Origin of the sequence: uncultured Bacteroides sp. (assembly GCF_902491285.1) — a bacterium.
GTDB lineage: Bacteria > Bacteroidota > Bacteroidia > Bacteroidales > Bacteroidaceae > Bacteroides.
In genome coordinates this window covers 60,879-82,160 of the sequence record NZ_CABUHK010000011.1, presented here as the reverse complement: position 1 = coordinate 82,160, position 21,282 = coordinate 60,879, and the positions used below count along the sequence as shown (strand labels likewise).

10 protein-coding genes are annotated in these 21,282 nt (G+C 45.4%); 1 reads left to right on the top strand and 9 read right to left on the bottom strand.

Features of this window, described 5'->3' with window-relative positions:
* Positions 1 to 6 precede the first annotated feature (6 nt).
* From RDN93_RS04755 to RDN93_RS04720, 8 genes are all read right to left on the bottom strand, one after another.
* Positions 7 to 2,355 carry a beta-galactosidase gene (locus RDN93_RS04755; RefSeq protein WP_308744428.1) on the bottom strand — a complete coding sequence of 783 codons (2,349 nt, stop codon included), beginning with the start codon at positions 2,353 to 2,355 and terminating at the stop codon, positions 7 to 9.
* 42 nt (positions 2,356 to 2,397) lie between these two features.
* Complete coding sequence (locus RDN93_RS04750; RefSeq protein ID WP_308744427.1) at positions 2,398 to 3,909, bottom strand: RagB/SusD family nutrient uptake outer membrane protein; 1,512 nt, start codon at positions 3,907 to 3,909, stop codon at positions 2,398 to 2,400.
* Between the two features lie 12 nt (positions 3,910 to 3,921).
* Positions 3,922 to 7,014, bottom strand: coding sequence for a TonB-dependent receptor (locus RDN93_RS04745; protein ID WP_308744426.1), 3,093 nt, complete (start codon positions 7,012 to 7,014; stop codon positions 3,922 to 3,924).
* Between the two features lie 12 nt (positions 7,015 to 7,026).
* Positions 7,027 to 8,376 (bottom strand): hypothetical protein, encoded by a 1,350-nt coding sequence (locus RDN93_RS04740; RefSeq protein WP_308744425.1) that lies wholly within the window; start codon positions 8,374 to 8,376, stop codon positions 7,027 to 7,029.
* A gap of 12 nt (positions 8,377 to 8,388) precedes the next feature.
* Positions 8,389 to 10,005, bottom strand: coding sequence for a glycosyl hydrolase 53 family protein (locus RDN93_RS04735; RefSeq protein WP_308744424.1), 1,617 nt, complete (start codon positions 10,003 to 10,005; stop codon positions 8,389 to 8,391).
* Between the two features lie 76 nt (positions 10,006 to 10,081).
* The gene (locus RDN93_RS04730; protein WP_308744423.1) at positions 10,082 to 13,363 is read right to left on the bottom strand and encodes a DUF5107 domain-containing protein; all 3,282 of its coding nucleotides are present in this window, start codon (positions 13,361 to 13,363) and stop codon (positions 10,082 to 10,084) included.
* A gap of 158 nt (positions 13,364 to 13,521) precedes the next feature.
* Positions 13,522 to 14,904 carry a sugar porter family MFS transporter gene (locus RDN93_RS04725; protein ID WP_308744422.1) on the bottom strand — a complete coding sequence of 461 codons (1,383 nt, stop codon included), beginning with the start codon at positions 14,902 to 14,904 and terminating at the stop codon, positions 13,522 to 13,524.
* A gap of 133 nt (positions 14,905 to 15,037) precedes the next feature.
* Positions 15,038 to 17,854, bottom strand: a complete 2,817-nt coding sequence (locus RDN93_RS04720; RefSeq protein WP_308744421.1) for a sugar-binding domain-containing protein — start codon at positions 17,852 to 17,854, stop codon at positions 15,038 to 15,040.
* A gap of 171 nt (positions 17,855 to 18,025) precedes the next feature.
* Between RDN93_RS04720 and RDN93_RS04715 the strand changes: the two genes are divergently transcribed.
* Positions 18,026 to 18,916, top strand: coding sequence for an AraC family transcriptional regulator (locus RDN93_RS04715; RefSeq protein ID WP_308744420.1), 891 nt, complete (start codon positions 18,026 to 18,028; stop codon positions 18,914 to 18,916).
* Here RDN93_RS04715 and RDN93_RS04710 read toward each other — a convergent pair whose 3' ends face one another.
* On the bottom strand, positions 18,917 to 21,142 hold the full coding sequence (locus RDN93_RS04710; protein ID WP_308744419.1) for a beta-N-acetylglucosaminidase: 2,226 nt from the start codon (positions 21,140 to 21,142) through the stop codon (positions 18,917 to 18,919).
* Positions 21,143 to 21,282: the final 140 nt, after the last annotated feature.

Below are 21,282 nucleotides of genomic sequence, written 5' to 3'. Positions count from 1 at the left end.
TAGGAACTATTTATTTATCTTCACTTGATATTGAGGGATAATTTCCACGTTCTTAATCTCAAGCACTTGTCCATCTCCTTTAAAAGCAGGAATTGCAGACTTGGGAAAATCTTGCAAACAAGTAGCGTCCGAACGCAAAGGACGGAAGTAAAACGACATAGCTTCTTTGTTCATCATTTCTTTGTGGCGATTAAGGCCAATCATCCATGGCTGGGCATGCCAGAATTCATCCTGTACCATCTTTCCACCGAGAAAAGCCATCGCCACATCGCCCGTATAGTCTATCTTCATGAAGTACTCATTCACCTGCGGCACATGGACGGTATCGCAGAAGGCTACGGTGACACGACGGGTTGTTATCCTCTCTACGCGACATTCGGGACTGACAGTTTCAACTTGTACTGTCTGTTGTTGCCATCCCTTTGCCGAAGGATACAGGATATAGTCAAAGGCATTATTACCAAGTTGTTGCAAAGTAATGCCCTCCGCTGTCGGCAGTACGGTAGCAGTCGTTATCAGCAGCTTCCCGTCCACCTTGATAGCATTGAGTGCCTGTTCGTGATTCAGTGTCGTTATCTTTATTTTCTTACCGTTGCGGGGTGTTATGGTGACAGTACTTCTGAGACCGCTTGTAACGGCATATTTAGCCTTACCTTTGACCGTTCGGGCATCAAAACAATACTCTGGTTTCATACCTTCTGGGGCGAAGAAAATGTAGTGGTCGACACCGTTATCATTGATTTTCATCAGAGGTTGTGCCGTAGCATAACGGAGTTTGGCATTTCCGAGCATCATGTTGAACGGCAAAATCATACTTTCATCTTTCGGCAACATAAAAGTTCCCTGTTCGGGTATGCGCAGTGTTTCACCACGAAGATTCAGTTGCAGTTGCAGTCCATCCATATCATGACGCAATGTGTCATGGTCCTGAAAGTTTATCATAAAAATGAATCCGCTGTCGTCTTTCATCCGGGCAGCGTAACGCAACTCGTCACGATTGTCGGGTGTCATCTTTTCCCAACCGTCCGGCAACACAGTTTCCATAGGAGCAAGATAACTGCCGAAGTCGGCAAGAAACGAATGGATGGTACGCAGGTAACGATAAGACGGATGTTCCAGTCCGAACTCGCCAAGGGGAGCCTGGAAATCATAGGAAATCTTGGGCATTCCCATCGGTTCGTCCTGATAGCTTCCTATATTATCCTGACGTAACGGAGTGCTACCGCCGTGGTACATATAGTATCCGATACCGTTGCTTCCACTACCGAGCGTACGAATCATTAATGCCTGGGCCGCACGTGCCGTAACGATAGGTCTGCGCCGATAAATCATCTGTATGCCGGCACCCATTTCTGCACAGAATGAAGGAAACCGTTCCGCATCGTAACGTACCGGAGCATAATCAGGTACACGGTGTATATCCTTAAACATACAGAACGGTGACATTCGCGGTTCTTCCCAAAAAGGATATGTGTAGGCAGATGTCACGGGGATTGCTTCATTGTCGATAACAGCCGCATTTCCCCAACCAGTGGCGGTATAGAAGGGAGTGATGATGCCTTCTTCCTGTGCTATTTTTTTAAGAGTACGCATATGTTCTTCCCCAAGTTCGGCAGTAGTGACTTTCTTATCCATCACACTTACACCAATCATTGCATAGTCAATGTCATAACTTGCCACTGTAAAGTCCAGCGGTTCACCGGGATAATTTACCCCCCAGGGAGATGCGGAATGTTGCATCTCATTTTCTATCTGACAACCGATTATCGGGCCACCGTCCTTATAATACAATCCTTGCAGTTGCCGGCCTATCTCATGATAGAGCCTTTTTACATAAGAGAGGTATAGCGGCTGATTGCTGCGTACATCCACCGGACGGGCGAAAAGCCAATCAGGCATAGAGCCGTTACGTATTTCACCATGACAGAAAGGACCTATGCGCACTATTACCGGCATATCATGTTTTTTGCAAAGTTCTATGAAATGACGTAAGTCCTTATTGCCACTCCAGCAAAACTCACCTTCCTCTTCTTCATGCAATCCCCAGAAAATATAGGTTGGCAATACATTCACCCCACCGGCTTTCATCTTTATAATCTCCTGTTCCCATTGCGCACGTGGATAACGGGTAAAATGGAATTCTCCCATAACGGGTATCACAGGCTTTCCGTCAATAGACATATAATAGCTATTTACGGAAATGTTTCCACCTGACGGGTTAGTACCGCCCATTTTAAGGTGCCCCGTATATATAGTCTTCTCTTTTGCCGGAGCAGAAAGCTCATATATCTGCTGTGCATGAAAAGTTGTAGCGTATAGAGCAAGTGCCAAAGCTGTATAAATCTTATTTTTCATAATAACTGTTTTTTATGTAATTCTTATGTATAGGTCTTATCACTATCTATCATAATTATTTTGCTTGATAGCCCCTTTCGACTCATCAATGAAACTCTGTGGAATCCAAAAGCGATTGTGCCCTTCGTGCACATTGAAGTAGCCACGACCTTCGGATTTATTAATTGCGTCAATGCGATTATTCGCATATTCCACGTACTTCCCGAAACGAATCAAGTCCTGGCGGCGAAGACCTTCGAGATAGAATTCATGTCCGCGCTCTAAAAGCAGGGCATCATTGAAGGCTTCCTTTGAAGCGGTCTGTGCATCATCCAGAACCGGCAAGTTGGCACGGTTACGAACACGGTTTACCAAAGCAATCGCTTCCGTCGTTGGGTTGCCCTCGTTACGGTTGATACACTCGGCAAGTGTCAACAACACATCAGAGTACCGATAGATAACCACGTCAATACCGCTTTGCCCGTCTTTCATATCCGGGTCCATCCCGTATTTCAGAGGTAACGCCCCTTTTGCCAACTGGCTGCTGTTTGTACGGTCTATCTTCTCCCCTTTCTTATTCGTATAACTAGTCACTACATTTTTCAAGCGCAAATCACCTTCTTCAAATGTGCCATAAAAGTCCCAGGGCATCACATAACCGCCCCAACCAGTCGCCTTTTCAGCCCACGGATAATCAGCGGGAAGCACCTCGACAGTCATATAATTCGAATACCAACTAGCTGTATTATTGCAGGCCAGTTGCAGAATCACCTCATTATTGCCTATTCCCTCTTTGGAGAAAATAAAATTATAATCAGGCTGCAAACTATATACACGCCCTTCCATCTCCATCAACTCGCGGGCTAAAGTTTCCGCTTTGTCAAAATAGCCCTTTATCATGTAATATTTCAGCAGAATCATACGGGCAGCCCCTTTTGTCATGCGTCCGCGCGCTTCCGCCACTTCAGGCAAATCACGAATCGCATCCCGCAAATCCGCTTCCATCATCGCGTCATATTCTTCTTCGGTCAGCCGAGGCAGATAGACAAAAGTCTGAGGGTCGTCCAACACTTCGTCCGAAGCCACCGGTACAGGGCCGAACATATCATAAAGGTAAAGCCCCATCCATCCGCGCAAAGCCTTCGCCTCGCCCGAATAAAGTGCCTTCGCATCTTCACTCACCGGAGAGTTCTCAATACGGCGGATGGTATTGCGCGCTTTGGAAAGGAAATTATAACGTTCGAAATTCGAGTAAGCATGATTCTGAATACTCCCGCCCACAGTGGCATACCATTGCTGGAAATAAAGTTCGTCCGACTCCCACGCCCAGCAGCTCCAAAGCACATCGGTCGTCATATCACCAATAATCTGATACCCCATGTAATCCGCCGAATAAACAGCTTTGAAATCACCGGGATTAAAATCGTAGTAGAGCGAGTTGACCGCCAGTTTCAGGTCAGTCTCCGTCTTAAAGAAGTTTTCCGGAGAGATTTCGGTATAATCCAGACGTTCCAGTTCGCAGGAAGTCATCGAAAACAGCATCAAGGCTGTTATTATATATTTCATTGTTTTCATACCCAGTATATATTAGAATTTCACATCCAGACCGATAGCAAACGAAGACTGGTTCGGATAAGCTCCGATACCGTTTCCAGTTTCAGGGTCCATTCCCTTATAAGGAGTAAATACAGCCAGATTGCGTCCGGCAGCATACAGCCTGACTGAACGAATCTTGTTCTTAAACCATTGTGCGGGGAACGTATAACCGATTGATACATTATCCAACCGCAGATACCAAGCCTTTTCGAGGAAAAAGTCACTCTTGCTCGGGTCCACCCCAGAAGACGCTTCCGCCACTCCCGGCAATGTCCCCATCGGATTGGCAGGCGACCAGCGGTTCTTCACTTCTTTCAAGACATTGATGCCATACGTAATGTCCTCAATACCATATATGGACTGTAACTTGATGTCGTTCACCTTCCATCCGTTCAAAGAGCCGTACAAGTAGATGTTAGCGTCCCAGTTCTTCCACCGGAATGTATTGTTGATACTGAAAGGAATCGGAGTGTTATTCGCCAGTACCACCATATCCGCCTCATCCAATATTCCGTCTTCGCCCGCAACCCGGATATAGCGACCTTCGTTATCACGCATTTTTTCTCCATTCTCATCGAGTTTATAACCATACAAGTCCTGATAAAGAATAGCTCCGGCACCGGATTTCTGCAAATGCTTGTAGGACTGGTCCATCTGAATCAGACCGTTCGTTTTGTATCCGTAGATGTTGTCCCATCTTTCCACATAGTCCTGATAAACGGCAGGAATAAAATCCGGGTCGCGCTTCGTGGTGTGGTTACGGTAATAGGAAAAATTGACGTCAGTAGTCCAGCCAAAGTTCTTGTTGTCAAAGTTCACGCTATGAATACCTATATCAATCCCCCGTGCACGGTAAACGGTTGCCGAATTATAGTCTATCGCCTTCACCTCGTGATAAGACATCAAATCTTTAGACAGAATGACATCTTTGCGCAGACGTTGGTACAGGTCAATAGAACCGGACAGGCGGTTGTTGAAGAAACCGAAGTCAATACCGAAGTTATAATCGGTCAGCGTCTCCCACTTCAACTTATCGTTGCCCAGCTTGGAGATAGCCATGCCATTCACCAGGCTTCCGTTAGGTGCAAATGCACCTTGCGAAACTTTATAATAGGTATTGATGCCGGTCAGGTTGCCCGCATTACCGGTTTGCCCCACACCTGCACGAACTTTGAGGTTAGTCAGCCAACTGATATCCTTCATCCAGCTTTCTTCATTCATACGCCAGGCCGCCGATACTCCCGGGAAAGCGCCCCATTGGTGTTCCTTCGAGAAGTTGGACGAACCGTCTACGCGAAGATTGACGGTCAGCACATATTTGGATGCCAGCGAATAATTCAGACGTGCCAGGAATGAAGCCATCTCACTGGCTCCTTTATACGAACTGATAGTCGGCTTTTCCTGTTCGCTCGTCCCGATATTGTTCATCAAAGAGCCGTCATAAGGGAATTGCGAAGCAACAATACCCATCCCTTCCCAAGAAGACCTTTTATATTCGAAACCTGCCATCAGGTTTACATCATGAATCTCATTGAAAATTTTGGTGTAATTGGCAATGGCGTTGAACAGGTTCATTTGCGATTTGGCATTCTGCTTGGAAGCCTGCCCGTCCATGCTATATCCCTTTTTCGTTGTGGTGGGAATGTATTGGTCGGCCTGCACATCTTTCATGTCGAAGCCGACGGTAGCCTTCAACAGCAAATCCTTGATGGGGCGGAACTCCAGATAACCACTGACAAAAAGGTCACGGCTCACTGTCTGGTCGGTTATGTCCAACAGGGAAACCGGATTCGGATAAATGTCGCGAATCGGATTAACCGAGAACTTTCCTTCTTCGTCATATACCGGTACGGTAGGAATAAATGTCATTGCCGAATAAATCAATGCCGAATTGTCCTGCCGCTCATTGCCCAATGGCACGTCGTGATATTTAATCTGGGAGAAAGTAGAGTTGATACCGGCTTTCAGCATGCGGTTGATAGTCTGGTCGACATTCAGACGCCCGGTGATACGGTTCATCGAGTTGTTTTTGGCGATTCCCTGATGGTCATAATAACTCAATGAAAACAAATATTTCGTAGCGTCCGTACCGGCAGAAACCGAAAGGTTATGTTCGTTTACGATACCTACACGGGTCACTTCATCCATCCAGTTCGTTCCGTCGCCTACAAAATTAGCAATCTGCCCGCCGGTATATTTCTTTTCATCCCCACGTCCCAGTTCATCAAACACCTTATTCTGTTCAATCATGAAATCACGCGCATTCAGAAAGTCCGGTGTGTCTTTAATGTACTGGAAAGCAACCGAACCGGAATAAGAAATGTCGGGTTTACCTGTTTTCCCCCGTTTGGTAGTAACCAGAATCACACCGCCCGAAGCATCCGAGCCGTAGATGGCAGCAGCCGAAGCATCTTTCAGAATATCAATCGTCTCTATATCATTAGGATTAAGGTTAATCAGGGCATTGTCTTTCTCACCACCGCTATATGCTGTTCCTGCCGTCACCGTTTTGGAAGAAGCCTGCGGCACACCGTCAATCACAATCAACGGGCTCTGCCCGGAAAGACCGCCCCGGATGGATATATTCATCGAAGCACCCGGATTGGCACTGTTTTGCGTGATATTCATTCCCGATGAACGTCCACGCAACATGGAGCCAACCGAGGCTGACGCAGCCGTCGGCAATTCATCCGCTTTGACAGAAGCCACCGCACCGGAAATACTACTTTTCTTAGCCGTACCGTAACCGACCACCACAATCTCATCCAACGTTTTATTGTCTTCTTTCAATATAAACTCCATCGGTGTGGCGCTGGCTTTCTTCTCCTGAGAGATATAGCCGATATACGAAACCGTCACCGTTGCTCCCGAAGGCACATCCGAAAGATTAAAACGACCGTCCAAATCTGTGATAGAGCCATTGGTAGTGCCTTTCACCACTACACTTGCCCCGATGATAGCTTCACCCGCCGGGTCTTTCACTACTCCTTTCACCTGAATACTCTGTGCAATCAGTGAAGTAGCCATCAACAGGAAGGACAATAGAAGTCCCGCCTTTTTCGTAATTGAATATCTTCTTTTCATACCTGTTTCATTTTATTCTGTTACTTTCTTGATTGTAGCCCACAGTTCGGCTGTATCGAAGGTGACTTTCACTTTCCCGGCATAATCGGTCGTGAAACTGATACAACTTCCCGTTGCCGATTCAAACCACCAGTTGCCGGCCGTATCAGCGCGGAATACCCGTGCCCAACCGCTCGTGTAGAAGCAATACTGACGGTCGCCGGCATAATCGCCTAAAACGGCAGTCTCCACCTCATAACGATAAGTATCCGTCTGTGTCATCTGGTCGGAAGCTCCCCAATCGGCAAAGCTGAAACCCGTGCCCGACATCCAAAGAGGTTCGGTGCAAGTGCCCGACGGAATCTCCATATTCCAAAAACTGTACGTATGCCCATTCAAATCAATCCAAACGCTATAATAACCTTTCTTCGGAAGAATGACAGGAACTACATAACCATTCTTATTCATCAGTTTACTGCTGACATAAGGGCTCGTTCCGTACAAATCTCCATCCATCGACTTCACCGGTACAAAGAAAATCTCCGTATTATCAGCCGGAGCGTAGAATTTGCCTTCATATTGATATTCCCCTTTACGGTCCATGTAGCGATAATAGCCGTTCACGTAGTCATCAGGATTCTCACCGGCGTTGACAATATACATCTGCGCATAGTCCTGAATCGGGTCTTCGTCTTCCGCCAGCATAACAACGACCGTCGTATTGACAACCGTTTCATTTCCACCGGTATCCGTTATAGTCAAAGTGACCGGAAACTCTCCCGTAGTAAAATCGACAGTACGTTTCAATTCACCACTCCGCCCTGTGGCTTCCGCTGTTTCGTCTATTTGCATGCCCGGTATTTGCAGACGGATATTCTTCAGTGCACGGTCGTCGGTAAACTTCACGTTCAGATTCCAGATTCCCTTATTCGTCGCAGTATTGAAATCCACCGCTATACGTGCCGGAAGCTGTGTCTGCATAACCGGACTTTCCATATCCGCAACATAAGTCAATAAAACATTCTTCTTTGTCTCCCATCCGTTCACATCACGAATCGTTATCAATAGATGTTCCTCGAAAGTCGCGGTTTCCGGCACAATCAGCCGATAGTCATAATTAAAAACCTTAGGCTTCTGTCCATTCAAATCATAGACTTTATGTATCCCCCAGTTTTCACAATTCAATGTAATACTAGCCAGACCGGCATAGTTGGAAGCTGTTCCCGACACTAACACCGTATCACCGGGAAATGTCTCTATCTCTTCATTTGCCACATAAAGACCGGGAGCCACATCTTCCTTATCATCATCACAACTGACTGCCGGACAGACGAGTGCCAGCAACAGAACTAGTTTTCCGATTGTTATTAAAACGTTCTTCATGGTATATTCTTTTTAGTTATTATACTTGAATGCATCCAACACTTCCAATCTATTCCCCGAGAAATCGAACAGAGTGGTATTGCTAACATAATTCTTGGCACCCAATTCCCATCCCATGCCTTCAACTTCAATAAAAACAGGGTCCCAATAAAGAAAGCCAAGTATGCGACAGTCTTTCGCCTGCTTTATCTCCTTCACAAGTTCGAATATAAAGTTCTTTTGCCCGAGGGGAGAGAAATCCGGATACGGGCCATTATCCGACAATTGTCCCGGAGTTCCGTCAGGCAAAGTTCTGTTCCAGCTATAGCCGGTTTCCATAATCAGGATATCCTTATCGAACTTGGCAGAGATATAATCCGCCCATTCGCGCATCTGTGCAGCACTTTTCTGTGTCCAGAAAGGATAGTAGGAAGCTCCGATTACATCATATTTGGTATTCCTGTTCTTCAGTTCGCCAAAATACCAGTTATATTGGGCTTTGTCCCCGGCGGCGTTCAGATGAATGATTACTTTCGAATCTTGCGATACCGCCTTCACTGCATCATAACCCGCATTATACAATTCGGAAAGTTGGGCGAAGTTTTCGTAACTGCCTTCGGGATATAATATGCCGGCTTGTGTTTCGTTGCCTAAAGCCACAAATTCGGGAGTAGTACCCTGCGCTTTCATCTTATTCATAAAGCTGAAAGTAAAATCATAGAGCGCTTTCTTTAATCCGGCAAAGTCCAGTCCTTCCCAATCATGCGGTTTAGTCTGTGTTTCTCCATTCGTCCAGTAATCGCTATAATGGAAAGTCAGTTGTATCTGCATACCGGCTTCTTTAGCCCGTTTGGCCAGACGTAAAATATCATCAGGACCGGAAATACCTTCGGGCAAACGGTTCGACGGAGAATAATCTGGATTTCCGGGGTCATTGTACAGACGGAGACGGACGATATTAAAACCATTGTCCTTGAGAATCCCGATGCAGTCTTTTTCTTCCCCGTTTTCATAGAACTTGCCGCCCATTTGTTCTACATAAGTCAGTTGTGATATATCACCGCCTTTCAGCAGGTTATATTCCTTCTCCGTTTTCTTCAAACGCAGCCCGTCGAAACGGCTCCAGTTTGCTTCGGCAGATTCACTGTATATTTCAATTTCGCATTTTCCGCCTTCTACTTTTATTCCGCGCACATAGGAGCGAATCCAAGTAGAGGGAGATGCCTGCAATGAAGTTATTTTCTTTGTATCATTGCCGGCTGCCACATAACAGGCTATTTGTCCTCCGGTACTCTTATAATAAAATTCAAGGTCATAAACGCCATCTTCCAGACCGTTGACAGTCTGACGGGTGGATACCTTATATGCCGAAGCTGCCCCATAGTGTAAAGCATAGCTTCCTTCACAACCTCCCTTCACCACTTTTGCAGCAGAATTATCCCCGCTGACTGTCCATCCTTTCGGAGAAGCTGTTTCAGCAGCATCTTCCTCAAAACTGCCGTTGGGTACTTTCACCACTACAACAACAGGTTCAGGGTCGGCAACTGCCACGGGGTCGTCCGAACAAGCGACCATAGTACACACAACGGAAAAACCAATGGCAATAAAGCCGGTAATTTTCATTATTAAACAGTTTTTAATAGTTCTCATATCATTGTTATTTAAGGTTTAATATAAAAACAGGAGTTCGTGACGATGCCTTTCTAAGCATCGTCACAAAGTTGTCCTATCCTATCAGGCTCCGAAAAGCCTGAATACCCTGATGATTAATATCCAATCTTTCTACCTCACTTAATAACCGGACGGATTTCTCCTTTTGGCCCAGTCCCCAATATCCTAATGCCATCATATATTTGCAGTGAATTACATTCCTTATCGTCAAGTCATCCTCCCAAATCAACAAGTCGGGTAGCGACACTGCAAAATAATCCATTTTAATCTTGTCAAACAAGTGTTTTTCGCCATAAGAAGTCAATTTATGAAAGCGGCCGTTAGCCTCATCCATACGCCCGAGTTTCAATAATGCCAAGCCTTGATAGAATATTTTATCGGGTTTCGCATCGTTGTAGTACATGGCAGCGGCAGGTTCGGTCGGTCCGATGATTGCCTGTTCCCAGCACTCTGTTGCTTTGTCATGTTGCCCCAAGCCTTCGTAGGCACAGCCCAGGAAGTAGTAGAAATCATTCTCTTGTGCGCCATATAATTTACCCTCACCGAGATGATGCGGATATACCAGGCATTCTTGCAATAATGCGATAGCTTCCTGATAATTACCGGCTGCCAATGCCTGTTTTGCCAATTCCACACGTGCCAGTTGATATTGGGCAGGCACTTTTCCTTCCCCACCCTCCCAGGGATGGAAGTTATGCGCGTCCAGTACCGCTTTCGCCTTTTCGTACTCGCCCGTTTGATTCAATAAGGTGATTTCTTCCAATATAAGGTCATCACGCAGCTTTATCAGTTCAGGATATTGTTGCAGGAAAGCCAGGCGTTCTTTGTGCGAACGGCGGACACGTTTGTAAAGCTGGTCAAGTTCCATCAAGATACGTGCGTCGGTTGTGTCAAGACGGAAAGCACGTTCCATACATTCGATAGCTTTCGCTTCCTCATTCTTTTTATTGAAAGATACCAGAGCCAGATTGCGCCACACGGTCGGAAAAGTATCGTCCAGCCTTACGGAAGTTTCCCATGCTTCCATAGCCAGGTCATACTGGCGCTTGTCGTAGTAAAGATTACCCAAATAGTAAGGAGCTCTCGCATCGTCCGGATTCTGTTCCATGGCACATTGCAAGGCAAGAATTGCTTCCAAACGGTTGGGGAAACAGTAATCGGGACAAGCCTTGACTGCGTCCGCAAATGCTTGTTTCACTCCGGGAAGTCCTCCCTGGTGCAGACACCAACCCAGGTAATAGTAAGTCATCGGAGTGACAACACCTTCGGCAATAGCTATGTTCCATAAAGAAGCCGCTTCCTGCCAACAGCCTGCGGCGCAATAGTCAAGAGCTATTTCATCATAGTTGTGGGGTTCGTTGCGCATCATTTCTTTCAAGACAGTCAGTTCGTCGGCTACGTTCGTTATCAAATACTTCTCATAGCGACAACCAAAGTTGAATTTATCAATAGCCAATGAGTCTTCAATCAGTTGCAGGGCTTCTCCGGTTCTATTCATCCGGCGGAGAATAGCAGTTTTTAAAGCGCGGGCTTTATGATTATGCCAGTTGCGGATAAGCGAGCGGTCAATTTCGTCCAATGCATCTTCCAAACGATTTTGCAGGATAGAAATCTGCGCACAGGCAAAGTATCCGGCATCCTGCCAGGCGGCATTCCAACAAGATTTATAGAAACGGTCGTAAGCCTCATTGTAACGTCCCTGATATTTCAGGGCAAGTCCGAGATTATAAATAGGTTCTCCGTCGTATGGATTCGGATTACGTTTCTGCAAGGTCTTTACGGCTGTAAGCAGATATTGCTCCGCTTTATGGAAACGGCCTTTACGGATATACCACAGACCAAGCGCGTTATTACTACGCACATCAATCGGGTCACGGCGCAATGCTTCTTCATAGTATTCGACGGGATTGTATGTGGCATGCCTGTATTGTTCCAAGTGTAAACCGGTCAGATAAAGCTGTTCGGTAGTTTTTATTTCTTCCGGAAGCAGGGCCGCTTCAGCGGCATCGGGAATAGGTTTTACTTCTTCCGGTTCCGCATGCCAATAAAGTAGTTCCTTTCCGTTTGCCGTGATTTCAAGAATCAGTTTGTCGAGCTTCTTGCCATTCACATTTACCGTTTCATCCAGCAGTTCTTCCGGGGTGACGGTTACTTCCTTATTATAATATACTTTGCTGTCTTCATCTTTCAATACTACGTTTATAGTTTGGCGTGAAGTTGCAAATATCTTGAAACGGACACTGTCCTCTCCTTCCGGTTCAATGTTCATCAACAAATCTCTGCTGGCATTCTTCACCACTCCCAATTCCCGGTAAGGCAGGAAATATTGAACAAAGCTCTTTTCTTCGTAAGGTTGCAGCCAGGTAAAGTCCGGTTGGTTTTCGGTATATACACCTGCCATTAACTCAATATACGGTCCGTCTTCGTCGGTCAGGTTACGGTCCCACGCGCGACCGAAATCACCGTTCCCCCAAGTCCACTGTTTCTTGCCCGGAGAAATGTGGTGGTTGGCTACATGAAGCATGCCGGCACGGGTATCGTTCTCATATCCACCCTCGAAGTTAAAGCGGGAGTTGACGGCCATATAGGAAGTAGGAACTTTGATATTCTTATAGTTCGAGATGTCTACTCCGGCAGAATAGTCCATCTTGTAGTAAGTACCCGTTGCGATGGGGAAACTGGATACGGCACGTTTTCCATGGTCGAACACGGCATTGATATCGGGCGGGAATACGCTCTGATAGTAATCGTTTACCGCTACGGCGGGGTTTGCCCACCACAGGAAAGTCTGCGGTACTTCGGTACGGTTGTAAAGCACCCCTTTGATTTCAAGAAAAGCATGTCCCGGACGAAGTGTAAACCCTGCCATTCCTTTCTGGTGAAACATACGCTCCATTTCATTCACCCATACCGTGACACTCCCGTCGGCATTTTCCTCAATAGTCGTATCCACAGGCATGTAGGTGCTGGGGCGGTGATGTTGAGGCCAGTTAAACTCGATGCCGCCTGAAATCCACGGTCCGGCAAGCCCTACCAGAGCAGGCTTTATCACATGATTATAATAAATAAAATGACGTTGCCTGATTTTATCATATGCCATCTGTACACGTCCGCCCAATTCGGGCAGAATCATGACTTTAATGTATTCGTTTTCGATAAAAATAGCATTGTATTCCTTATCCACTTTCTCATCGGACATCGATTCAATCACAGGATAAGGATAAACGACCCCGCTGCTGCCTTGATACACACGCTTCTCCAAGAAAATTGGATTCTTCTCCGGTTTGCCTACTTCATACGTAGGGATAACCACCTTTTCTTTCCATGCTTTTACCATCGTATTATTGATTATAAATTTGTTTTTTTATTCGTTGACAAAGAAATCAAGAGACAAAGAGGGTGAGGGACAGGGAGATTTTACATTCTCCCTGCCTGATTGATAATGTTATCCAATACCTATTTACTTACTTATTAATTTGCCAACCTGTTATTTTTTTATTTGATTAAATCCTTTTCCAATGCTTCCAGTGATTTACCTTTCGTTTCGGGCAATGCACGGAAGAAGAACAGATAGCCGACAGCACAAATGGCTGCATAAATCCAGAATGTACCGCTGCTTCCCAATAAATTATTCAGTAGCGGGAAAGTGTATGTCAGCGTGAAACTACCTACCCACAAAGCAAACGTACAGGTTGCCATCGCAACGGCACGCACCCGGTTAGGGAAGATTTCGGCAAGCAATACCCAAGTGATAGGCCCTAGAGACATCGCATAGCAAGCGATAGCCAAAACAACGAGTACCACCATAAAGAATCCGCTTACTTCGAAGAAATAGCAAGTGCCAAGAATGAGATAAATACCTGCCAACCCTCCAGCTCCCAACAACATCAAGACGCGGCGTCCCAAGCGTTCAACTGTATAGATAGCCACAAAAGTAAAGATTACATTTGCCACACCCGTCACCACAATATTAAAGAGAACATCTCCCAACGAATATCCTGCGGACTGGAATATCTCCTGTGCATAATTGAAGATAACATTCGTGCCGCACCACTGCTGGAACACCGCCACAATAATACCAAGAACAAGTACCTTGCGGAATGGACGACTGAACAATAACCGTAATCCTCCTTCCGACTTCGAAGAATCGGTTTCTTCTACCAGACGAAGTTCCTGGTCGGCATAATCGTCACCACCTATTTTACTAAGCACACTCCATGCTTTCTCTTCTTTTCCTTTCATTGCCAGCCAGCGGGGACTTTCGGGGATGAAGCATGCCAACAACAGGAATATCGCAGCAGGGAAGGCAGCCGCCCAAAACATCCATCGCCATCCCATTTGCCCGTTCCATGAAGCACAAATATCCACAGGGGAAAAGCCAGCGGGAATAGGTTCCGCAATCAGCCAGTTAGTGATTTGAGCACCCAGGATACCGAGTACAATCGTCAATTGATTCAGTGAGACGAGTTTTCCCCTGATTGACGTAGGAGCTACTTCGGCAATATACATGGGAGAAAGTCCCGAAGCGATTCCGATGCCGATACCGCCTAAAAAACGGGCTGCCAAAAACCAGCTAAATACGGAAAACGCTCCGGTAGCGTAAGCGGAAGACAAGAATATGAAAGCAGAAATTATCAGGAGAGACTTACGGCCATAACGGTCTGCCATCATACCCGCCACCATAGCGCCAATTAAACAACCGAGCAAAGCGACGCTCATAGCAAGCCCTTGCATGGCAGGTACATCGGCAATATCGAAATAAAGTTCGTAGAAAGGTTTCGCTCCCCCTATCACTACCCAGTCGTAGCCGAAGAGAAGTCCGCCCATTGCAGAGACTAAACATATAAAATAGACAAACTTTTTATTATAACTTTTCATACCATTAGAAGATTTATTATTGATACTGCAAAGATAGAGCATGTCAAGAGCATAAAAAATAGAATTTCATTCGATAAAGATGGACAATTTTATTTTTTACTGTTTCTTCCGAACACCCGACATTCCTTTGTTTCTAGTCCAATCCCCTATAAATGGACGTCGCTTTTGTTTCTATTACTTCACCTTCATTCTTTAGTATCAGGCTTCTGATATCATCCTCACCAAGCACCGTCCGGGGAGCAAAACTTTCTGAATTCATATATGTAACCAGACTGTAAAGCATCTGTTGTATTTCGGGCTTGTCACTTCCCTCGGAAAGAATATCCATAGCACTCATTATCAGTTTGCCCTTTCCACATCTGGTTTCAAAGACAGACACCAGCTTTCTGTTATTCGTAAAATTATCAACAGATTCCACAATCGGCTCAACCGGTGGCAACGAATCGGCAACGAGCACCTTCGACCTTTTCACCAAATTCCACCATTGCCAGTTACTATGCATTTCCGTAGGGAAGTGCCGCAAAGCTACATGCCGAGGATTGCACAAAAGTCCCATTGTTCCTGCCTGCTTTGGAAAATGAACAGGACTCCAGAAGACGGGAAGAAACTTCCCTTCCAATCCTTTCAGATAATTTACTTTGGGAGAAAGCAATACTTTTCTTCCTTGATTTAATGCTGCCAGAGCTTCTTCTACATTCTGCGTCAGCAGGACATCTCCGACATTCAATGATTCGATATGAGGATATACCCAAACCGACCATGTGTTTTTCCATTGAGTTCCTTCGATGGATACTGTGAAATACAACCTTGAAGCTTTACACACACTTTTAAGCTCTGCACGAATGTCCCCGCATTGTGTCACGTTTCCTTTGGATATACTTTCAACATCCAGTCTGCCGTTTGAAATTTGCGTCCCTGCTTCATCGGCCAACTGCCACAATATCCGCTTATTGTCGATAGCCGTATCCGAATAATTGGCAACTTCAATAGATGCAGCGAATGTCTCATCTCCCGAATAAGTGGCTTTGGCGAAACGAGCCAGCGGAACAACCGGCGCACAGAACTGCCTGAAAACGGATGGTTCAATCAGCCCTTTTGAATCCCAAAAAGCATCTAAAAGTCCGACCAATGCAGTTCCCTGCCCCGGGAAGTCATGCAAATCCAACAACTGAAAACCACTGAACTTTTTAGTTTTCATCGCTCTTTCTATCTCTTCCTTGTATAACAAGACCGCCAACTTTCCCGATGCTTCCAAAAAGTCTCCCGCTTTCGAATATAATCCTTTCCTCTGCAAATCCTGTTTGACAGCCTTAAAATTCAGAGGTTCCAATACTCCCGTGTATTTTTCTATTTCTTTCAGATTTGGAAACACCGCATACTGCCCAATCTCGTGAGAGATAAGAGGAACATTCATGTCCTGCATGGCAGCACTGTAATCTTTATAGAAACAAGGCGGCTCTTGGTCGAAAATACCTTGTCCCCTCACCCAGCCTTTATCCGTCCATTGCGTAACAAAGAAGTCATCTTCCGGCTCCGGTTTCGCTCCATGTCCTTTTTCAAAAGTAAAAGTAGAAGTTGTGTATAAGCGCCTGCTGTCTCGCCCTTTCATGTATCTGACCATGTCATTCAGCAGTTTAAAGTCATACTGAAGCTCATTGCCGACACTCATCATACAAAATGACGGATGATTTCCATAGGTTTCGATTATCCGGTCAAATTCGTTATAAAGAAACTTGGTCATAGCCTCATCCTTGCCGATAGTATAAGACCAGTTCGGCAGTTCCACCTGCAAATAGAAGCCTAACTTATCCGCAACACTAAATGCCGCTTCCGGCGGACACCAGGAATGAAATCTCAAATGGTTCAGCCCCCACTCTTTAGCCGTAGTAAAGACTTTCATCCAACCTTCTTCAGTCATCGGCGGAGTACCCGTCAGAGGAAAAATGCAACATTCCAATGTTCCGCGCAGGAAAATTCGATTGCCGTTGACTGTCAGGATACCTTGACCGTTATCTATCTCACGCATCCCGAAAGAAACATCTTTCCGTTCGGTTTTCTTCCTGTCAAAACGGCAAACAACAGACAAGTTATATAACTCAGGAGTAAACTCATTCCATTTCTTTATATCCATACCCAACTGACAGTCATATTCAAGCTTCTGCCTACCTCCTTTCAGTGTAACCTGAAATTCTTTTTCTTCAAATTTCTGTCCAACACTGGGTTGCCCGACCTGCAAAGTAAGTTTCACTTTCTCCTGTTTGTGTCCGCTATTCTCCAAGGTAACAGCCACGCGTATCTTCCCGTTCCTGACATCAGGATAAACATTCACATGCTCAATACGGATTTTCTGCCGGGTGGTCAGTTTCATTTTACCCAACACTCCATTCCACATAATCTGAGTGTCATTGGTATAGGCATGCGCCAAGTCGTTCGCAGAAATATCATATCGCTTTCGATTGTCAATACGCAAAGTTATCATATGTTTACCTGCCGGCAGACCTTTCGGTAAGACAAACCGGTGGGGAGCAATCAAGCTTTCCTGCGCACCCGCCACTTCTTCTCCGCCAATCCACAAGCGGCTCTGCCACAGAACCCTTTCGAAAGAGAACTCCAACGGTTGTCCCGCCATACTTTTTGGGATATCAATCTCACGGTTATACCAGGCAACTCCTACATAAGAGTTCTTACGAGTCAGACGAAGCAACTGCGGTTTTTCCAGTTTGGGAACAAGCTGGTTGGGAATCCCTTTTTGAGCTAAGTCCGTAGTTCCGGGCAGGCTTATACTCTCAGAGAAGGATTTCAGATACCATTCCTCTTTTTCTCCCACATTCATACTATCTAAAGCCAATCCCCAGTTTCCACTCAAGTCCAACAAACTTTGGGCAGTAGAAATACTGGAAATTCCTAATAATACTATTAACAAGAAAGATTTCATATTATAACTTTTCATACCATTAGAAGATTGATTAATTAATATTGCAAAGATAGGAGTGGTTGAGTAGACAAAAAATAGAATTTCATTTTATAAAGATGGACAATCTTATTTTTAATGTATTATTTGACAGATAACATACATTGTTATATATTTGCGCAGAACAGTCGAATCATATACTATGAGATTATGGTAAAGTTGAAAGATGGATTTACCGGAGAAAGAGCCTTGGTGCTTCCCCGCATTATCGTTGACAAAATGGAAGAAGACCCTCTTACTTCCATGCTGCACATCACCGACATCGGATATTATCCGAAAGCCAAGCATCATTTCCGGGAACGGAAAGAGCCTGTCAACCAATATGTATTTATCTATTGCATAGACGGAGCCGGATGGTATCGCATCGGCGACCAGGAATATATGGTATCCGCCAACCAGTACTTTATCCTCCCTGCGGGAGTTCCCCATGCCTATGCTTCCGACAAATCGTGTCCATGGACTATCTACTGGATACACTTCAAAGGTATCCTTGCACCGTATTACGCACAGGAAGCCGGCAGACCGATGGATATTCAGCCCGAACTACATTCACGCATCAGTACCCGGATTAACCTGTTCGAAGAAATATTCAACACGCTGAAAAACGGATATAGCAATGAGAACCTGCGCTATGCGTTCTCCATGTTCCACTTCTACCTGGGAACATTACGATACATACAGCAATACCGTAACGCCGCAAACAATGATTCGCAGGAAGACGAGAATATAAGCGAACTGGCGATTCATTATATGAAAGAAAACATGGAGAAACATCTCACCTTGCAGGATATAGCCGCCCAAATCGGGTATTCTCCTTCCCATTTCTCCATGTTGTTCAAAAAGAAAACGGGGCATAGCCCACTGACTTACTTCAACCTATTAAAGATACAACAAGCCTGTCTGCTGCTCGACACAACAGACATGAAAATTAACCAGATATGCTATAAGATAGGTATAGAGGATACCTATTACTTCTCCCGCCTATTCAGCAAAATCATGGGAATGTCGCCACGGGAATACCGCAAGTCGAAGAAAGGGTAATTACATCCCCTTTTCTATCGTCAGCACGAACTGGCGCAGATACACTTCTTGTTCTTCATTGCCCGTATTTGTAAACCGGACAAACCTCACCGGAGCTTTCTGCAATCCCGCTGTAAGCTTGCTGCCTTTTTGTATCAGGTCTATCGCCTTCCATTCCTTACCGTCTACGGAGATTTCAAAACGTCCCCATGCAGATGGCTCTTTCTTTCCGAAGTCGATTTGTATGCTCTCTGCCGGATAAGTATTATCCAGTTCTATTTCAAGCATTTTTCCCGCTCCCCATTTCACCACTTCATTGGACGGTGAAATAAGCACCCGGTTCACTTTTATTTGCAACGGCAGGTTCTTTATCTGGTCTACGTCACTTATAAGCCTGTGCGGCATATAGTCTGTAATAGCATCCAGAGAAGTTCCGTTCTTTTGATTATAGCGTTCGACGGTAATTGCAAAAGTGCGGTCAATCAATGGTTTTATCACTCTTGTAGCTGTCTTTACTCCCGGTTGGTAGGGGTTCTGATTGTACGTTTGGTCAATATCAAACATTTGTTGCTGCAAGGCTTTCACATGGTTATACTTCCGAAGGAAATAAGAATGAGAGAAGTTATCCCGGCTCTTCACCATATTCAACACTTCTTTCCCGGTTTCAGCCAGCAGTCTGAACTGATACAGCCAAGGGGTTATCTCTTGAATCAAGGGTTTATTTTCTGTATTAATCAGCAGGATATCAGCAGATTCCGTCATGCGTTCGAATGCATTCTGCAATGCTTCAAAGTCTGCCATTTCATACTTCCCATTCTCCACATAGCTTTTAAGGAAACGTTCGGCAGCAGGCTGAATGTCCTGTGATTCTTCACGGCGGTACTGATGCCCGTTGACGCCCAAGTCAGCATTATGTATAGCAAAACATTCAAGTTCTTCCGCAGCATCCGGCAGGATAGTACGGATAGCAGCTTTCCATGTTTGCCAGGTATCATACTTCGTAGGGTTCCAGGCATAGCTTGCCACACTGTAAATAGCAATTTTAGACGCTTCAGCATGCTCCATCGGATTCGTGACGAAGCCGGACATCTGACCGGAAATCGTGGTGTCATTGCCATAAACCGGGCCGAGAAGCAGATGGTCGCGTACATAATCAGATACAGGGAAATTCCACCAAATGTATGCCGGACGTTTGATGCGTTCGTTAATCCAAGAAATGCCGTCACGGGTTATGTCGGAGACTACACGGTCGCCCGTCCACATGATTTGAATGGAAGGGTTCAGTTTCTCTCCTAAGGTAGTCAGGTAGTTGCCTTTCGGGTTCGACCAGCTTTTATTGTACTCGGTGGGACACATGATAAGCGGAGTCACATCCTGTTTCACCTGCACAAAGTTCTCGTCGATATAGTTCAGAAGTTCCGCCTGTTTCTGCGGATTGGTTCCTTCGCCGGAAATATCATCAAAGAAGACGGCGAATGAACGAACTCCGAGCTGGTACATTTTCTCGAACTTAGCCAGCAGTATATCACGGTCTTGCTGATTCCATTTGATATCCTGTCCCGGATGGATGGCCCATACAAAATCCACCTCATTGTTATTGGCTACCGTTACCAGTTCTTGCAACTGCGCGGCTTCTTTCGCGGGATAAGGCAGACGCCAGTTCGGAGCACTGTGATACGGGTCGTCTTTCGGACCGTATATATAGGTATTCATTTTGTTCTTGCCATAGAACTCCAGTTGGCTGAGACGCGCCTGATGGCTCCAGGGAGTTCCATAAAACCCTTCCACTACACCCCGATAACGGACGGAAGGATAATCCTTAATCTCCACTTCCGGCAATTTTCCATCTTTCAGCAGTTGCGCAAAAGTCTGTAAAGCATAATAGGTACCCCGTTCGTCACTTCCTGCCAGTACAATTTCCTTATCGGTCACTGACAGATAATAGGCTTCATCGCGATTAGGAATCAAGCGACCATACTTCCGTACACTCTTGTCTCCTTTCTCACCGATATAGATACGGAGCCCTTGTTTGGTGCTTTGCTTACCTGAAAGCAGTTCTTTTAGGACTTCCACAGCATGCGGATTTGCCTCTTTTTCACCTTCCAGTTGATAGATGGCGGGCAGGTCGATGATCTTGTCACGGGTAATAAGCTCTTGGGGAGCAGGTTGTAAGTTAATATTCTGCGAAAATGCAGTTACAGTACACAGGAGACAGGCTCCCAGAAAGTAAATCTTGTTGTTCTTCATAAATAGTAATAAGGGGGTTAGTTATTAGAACATAAACAGTTACACAAAGAAATACAAATTAATCAAAAATAGCAAGTTTATCGGATATAGATAATACAGAGTTTAAGACAAAAAAAGATTTATTACTTTCATTGTCCATT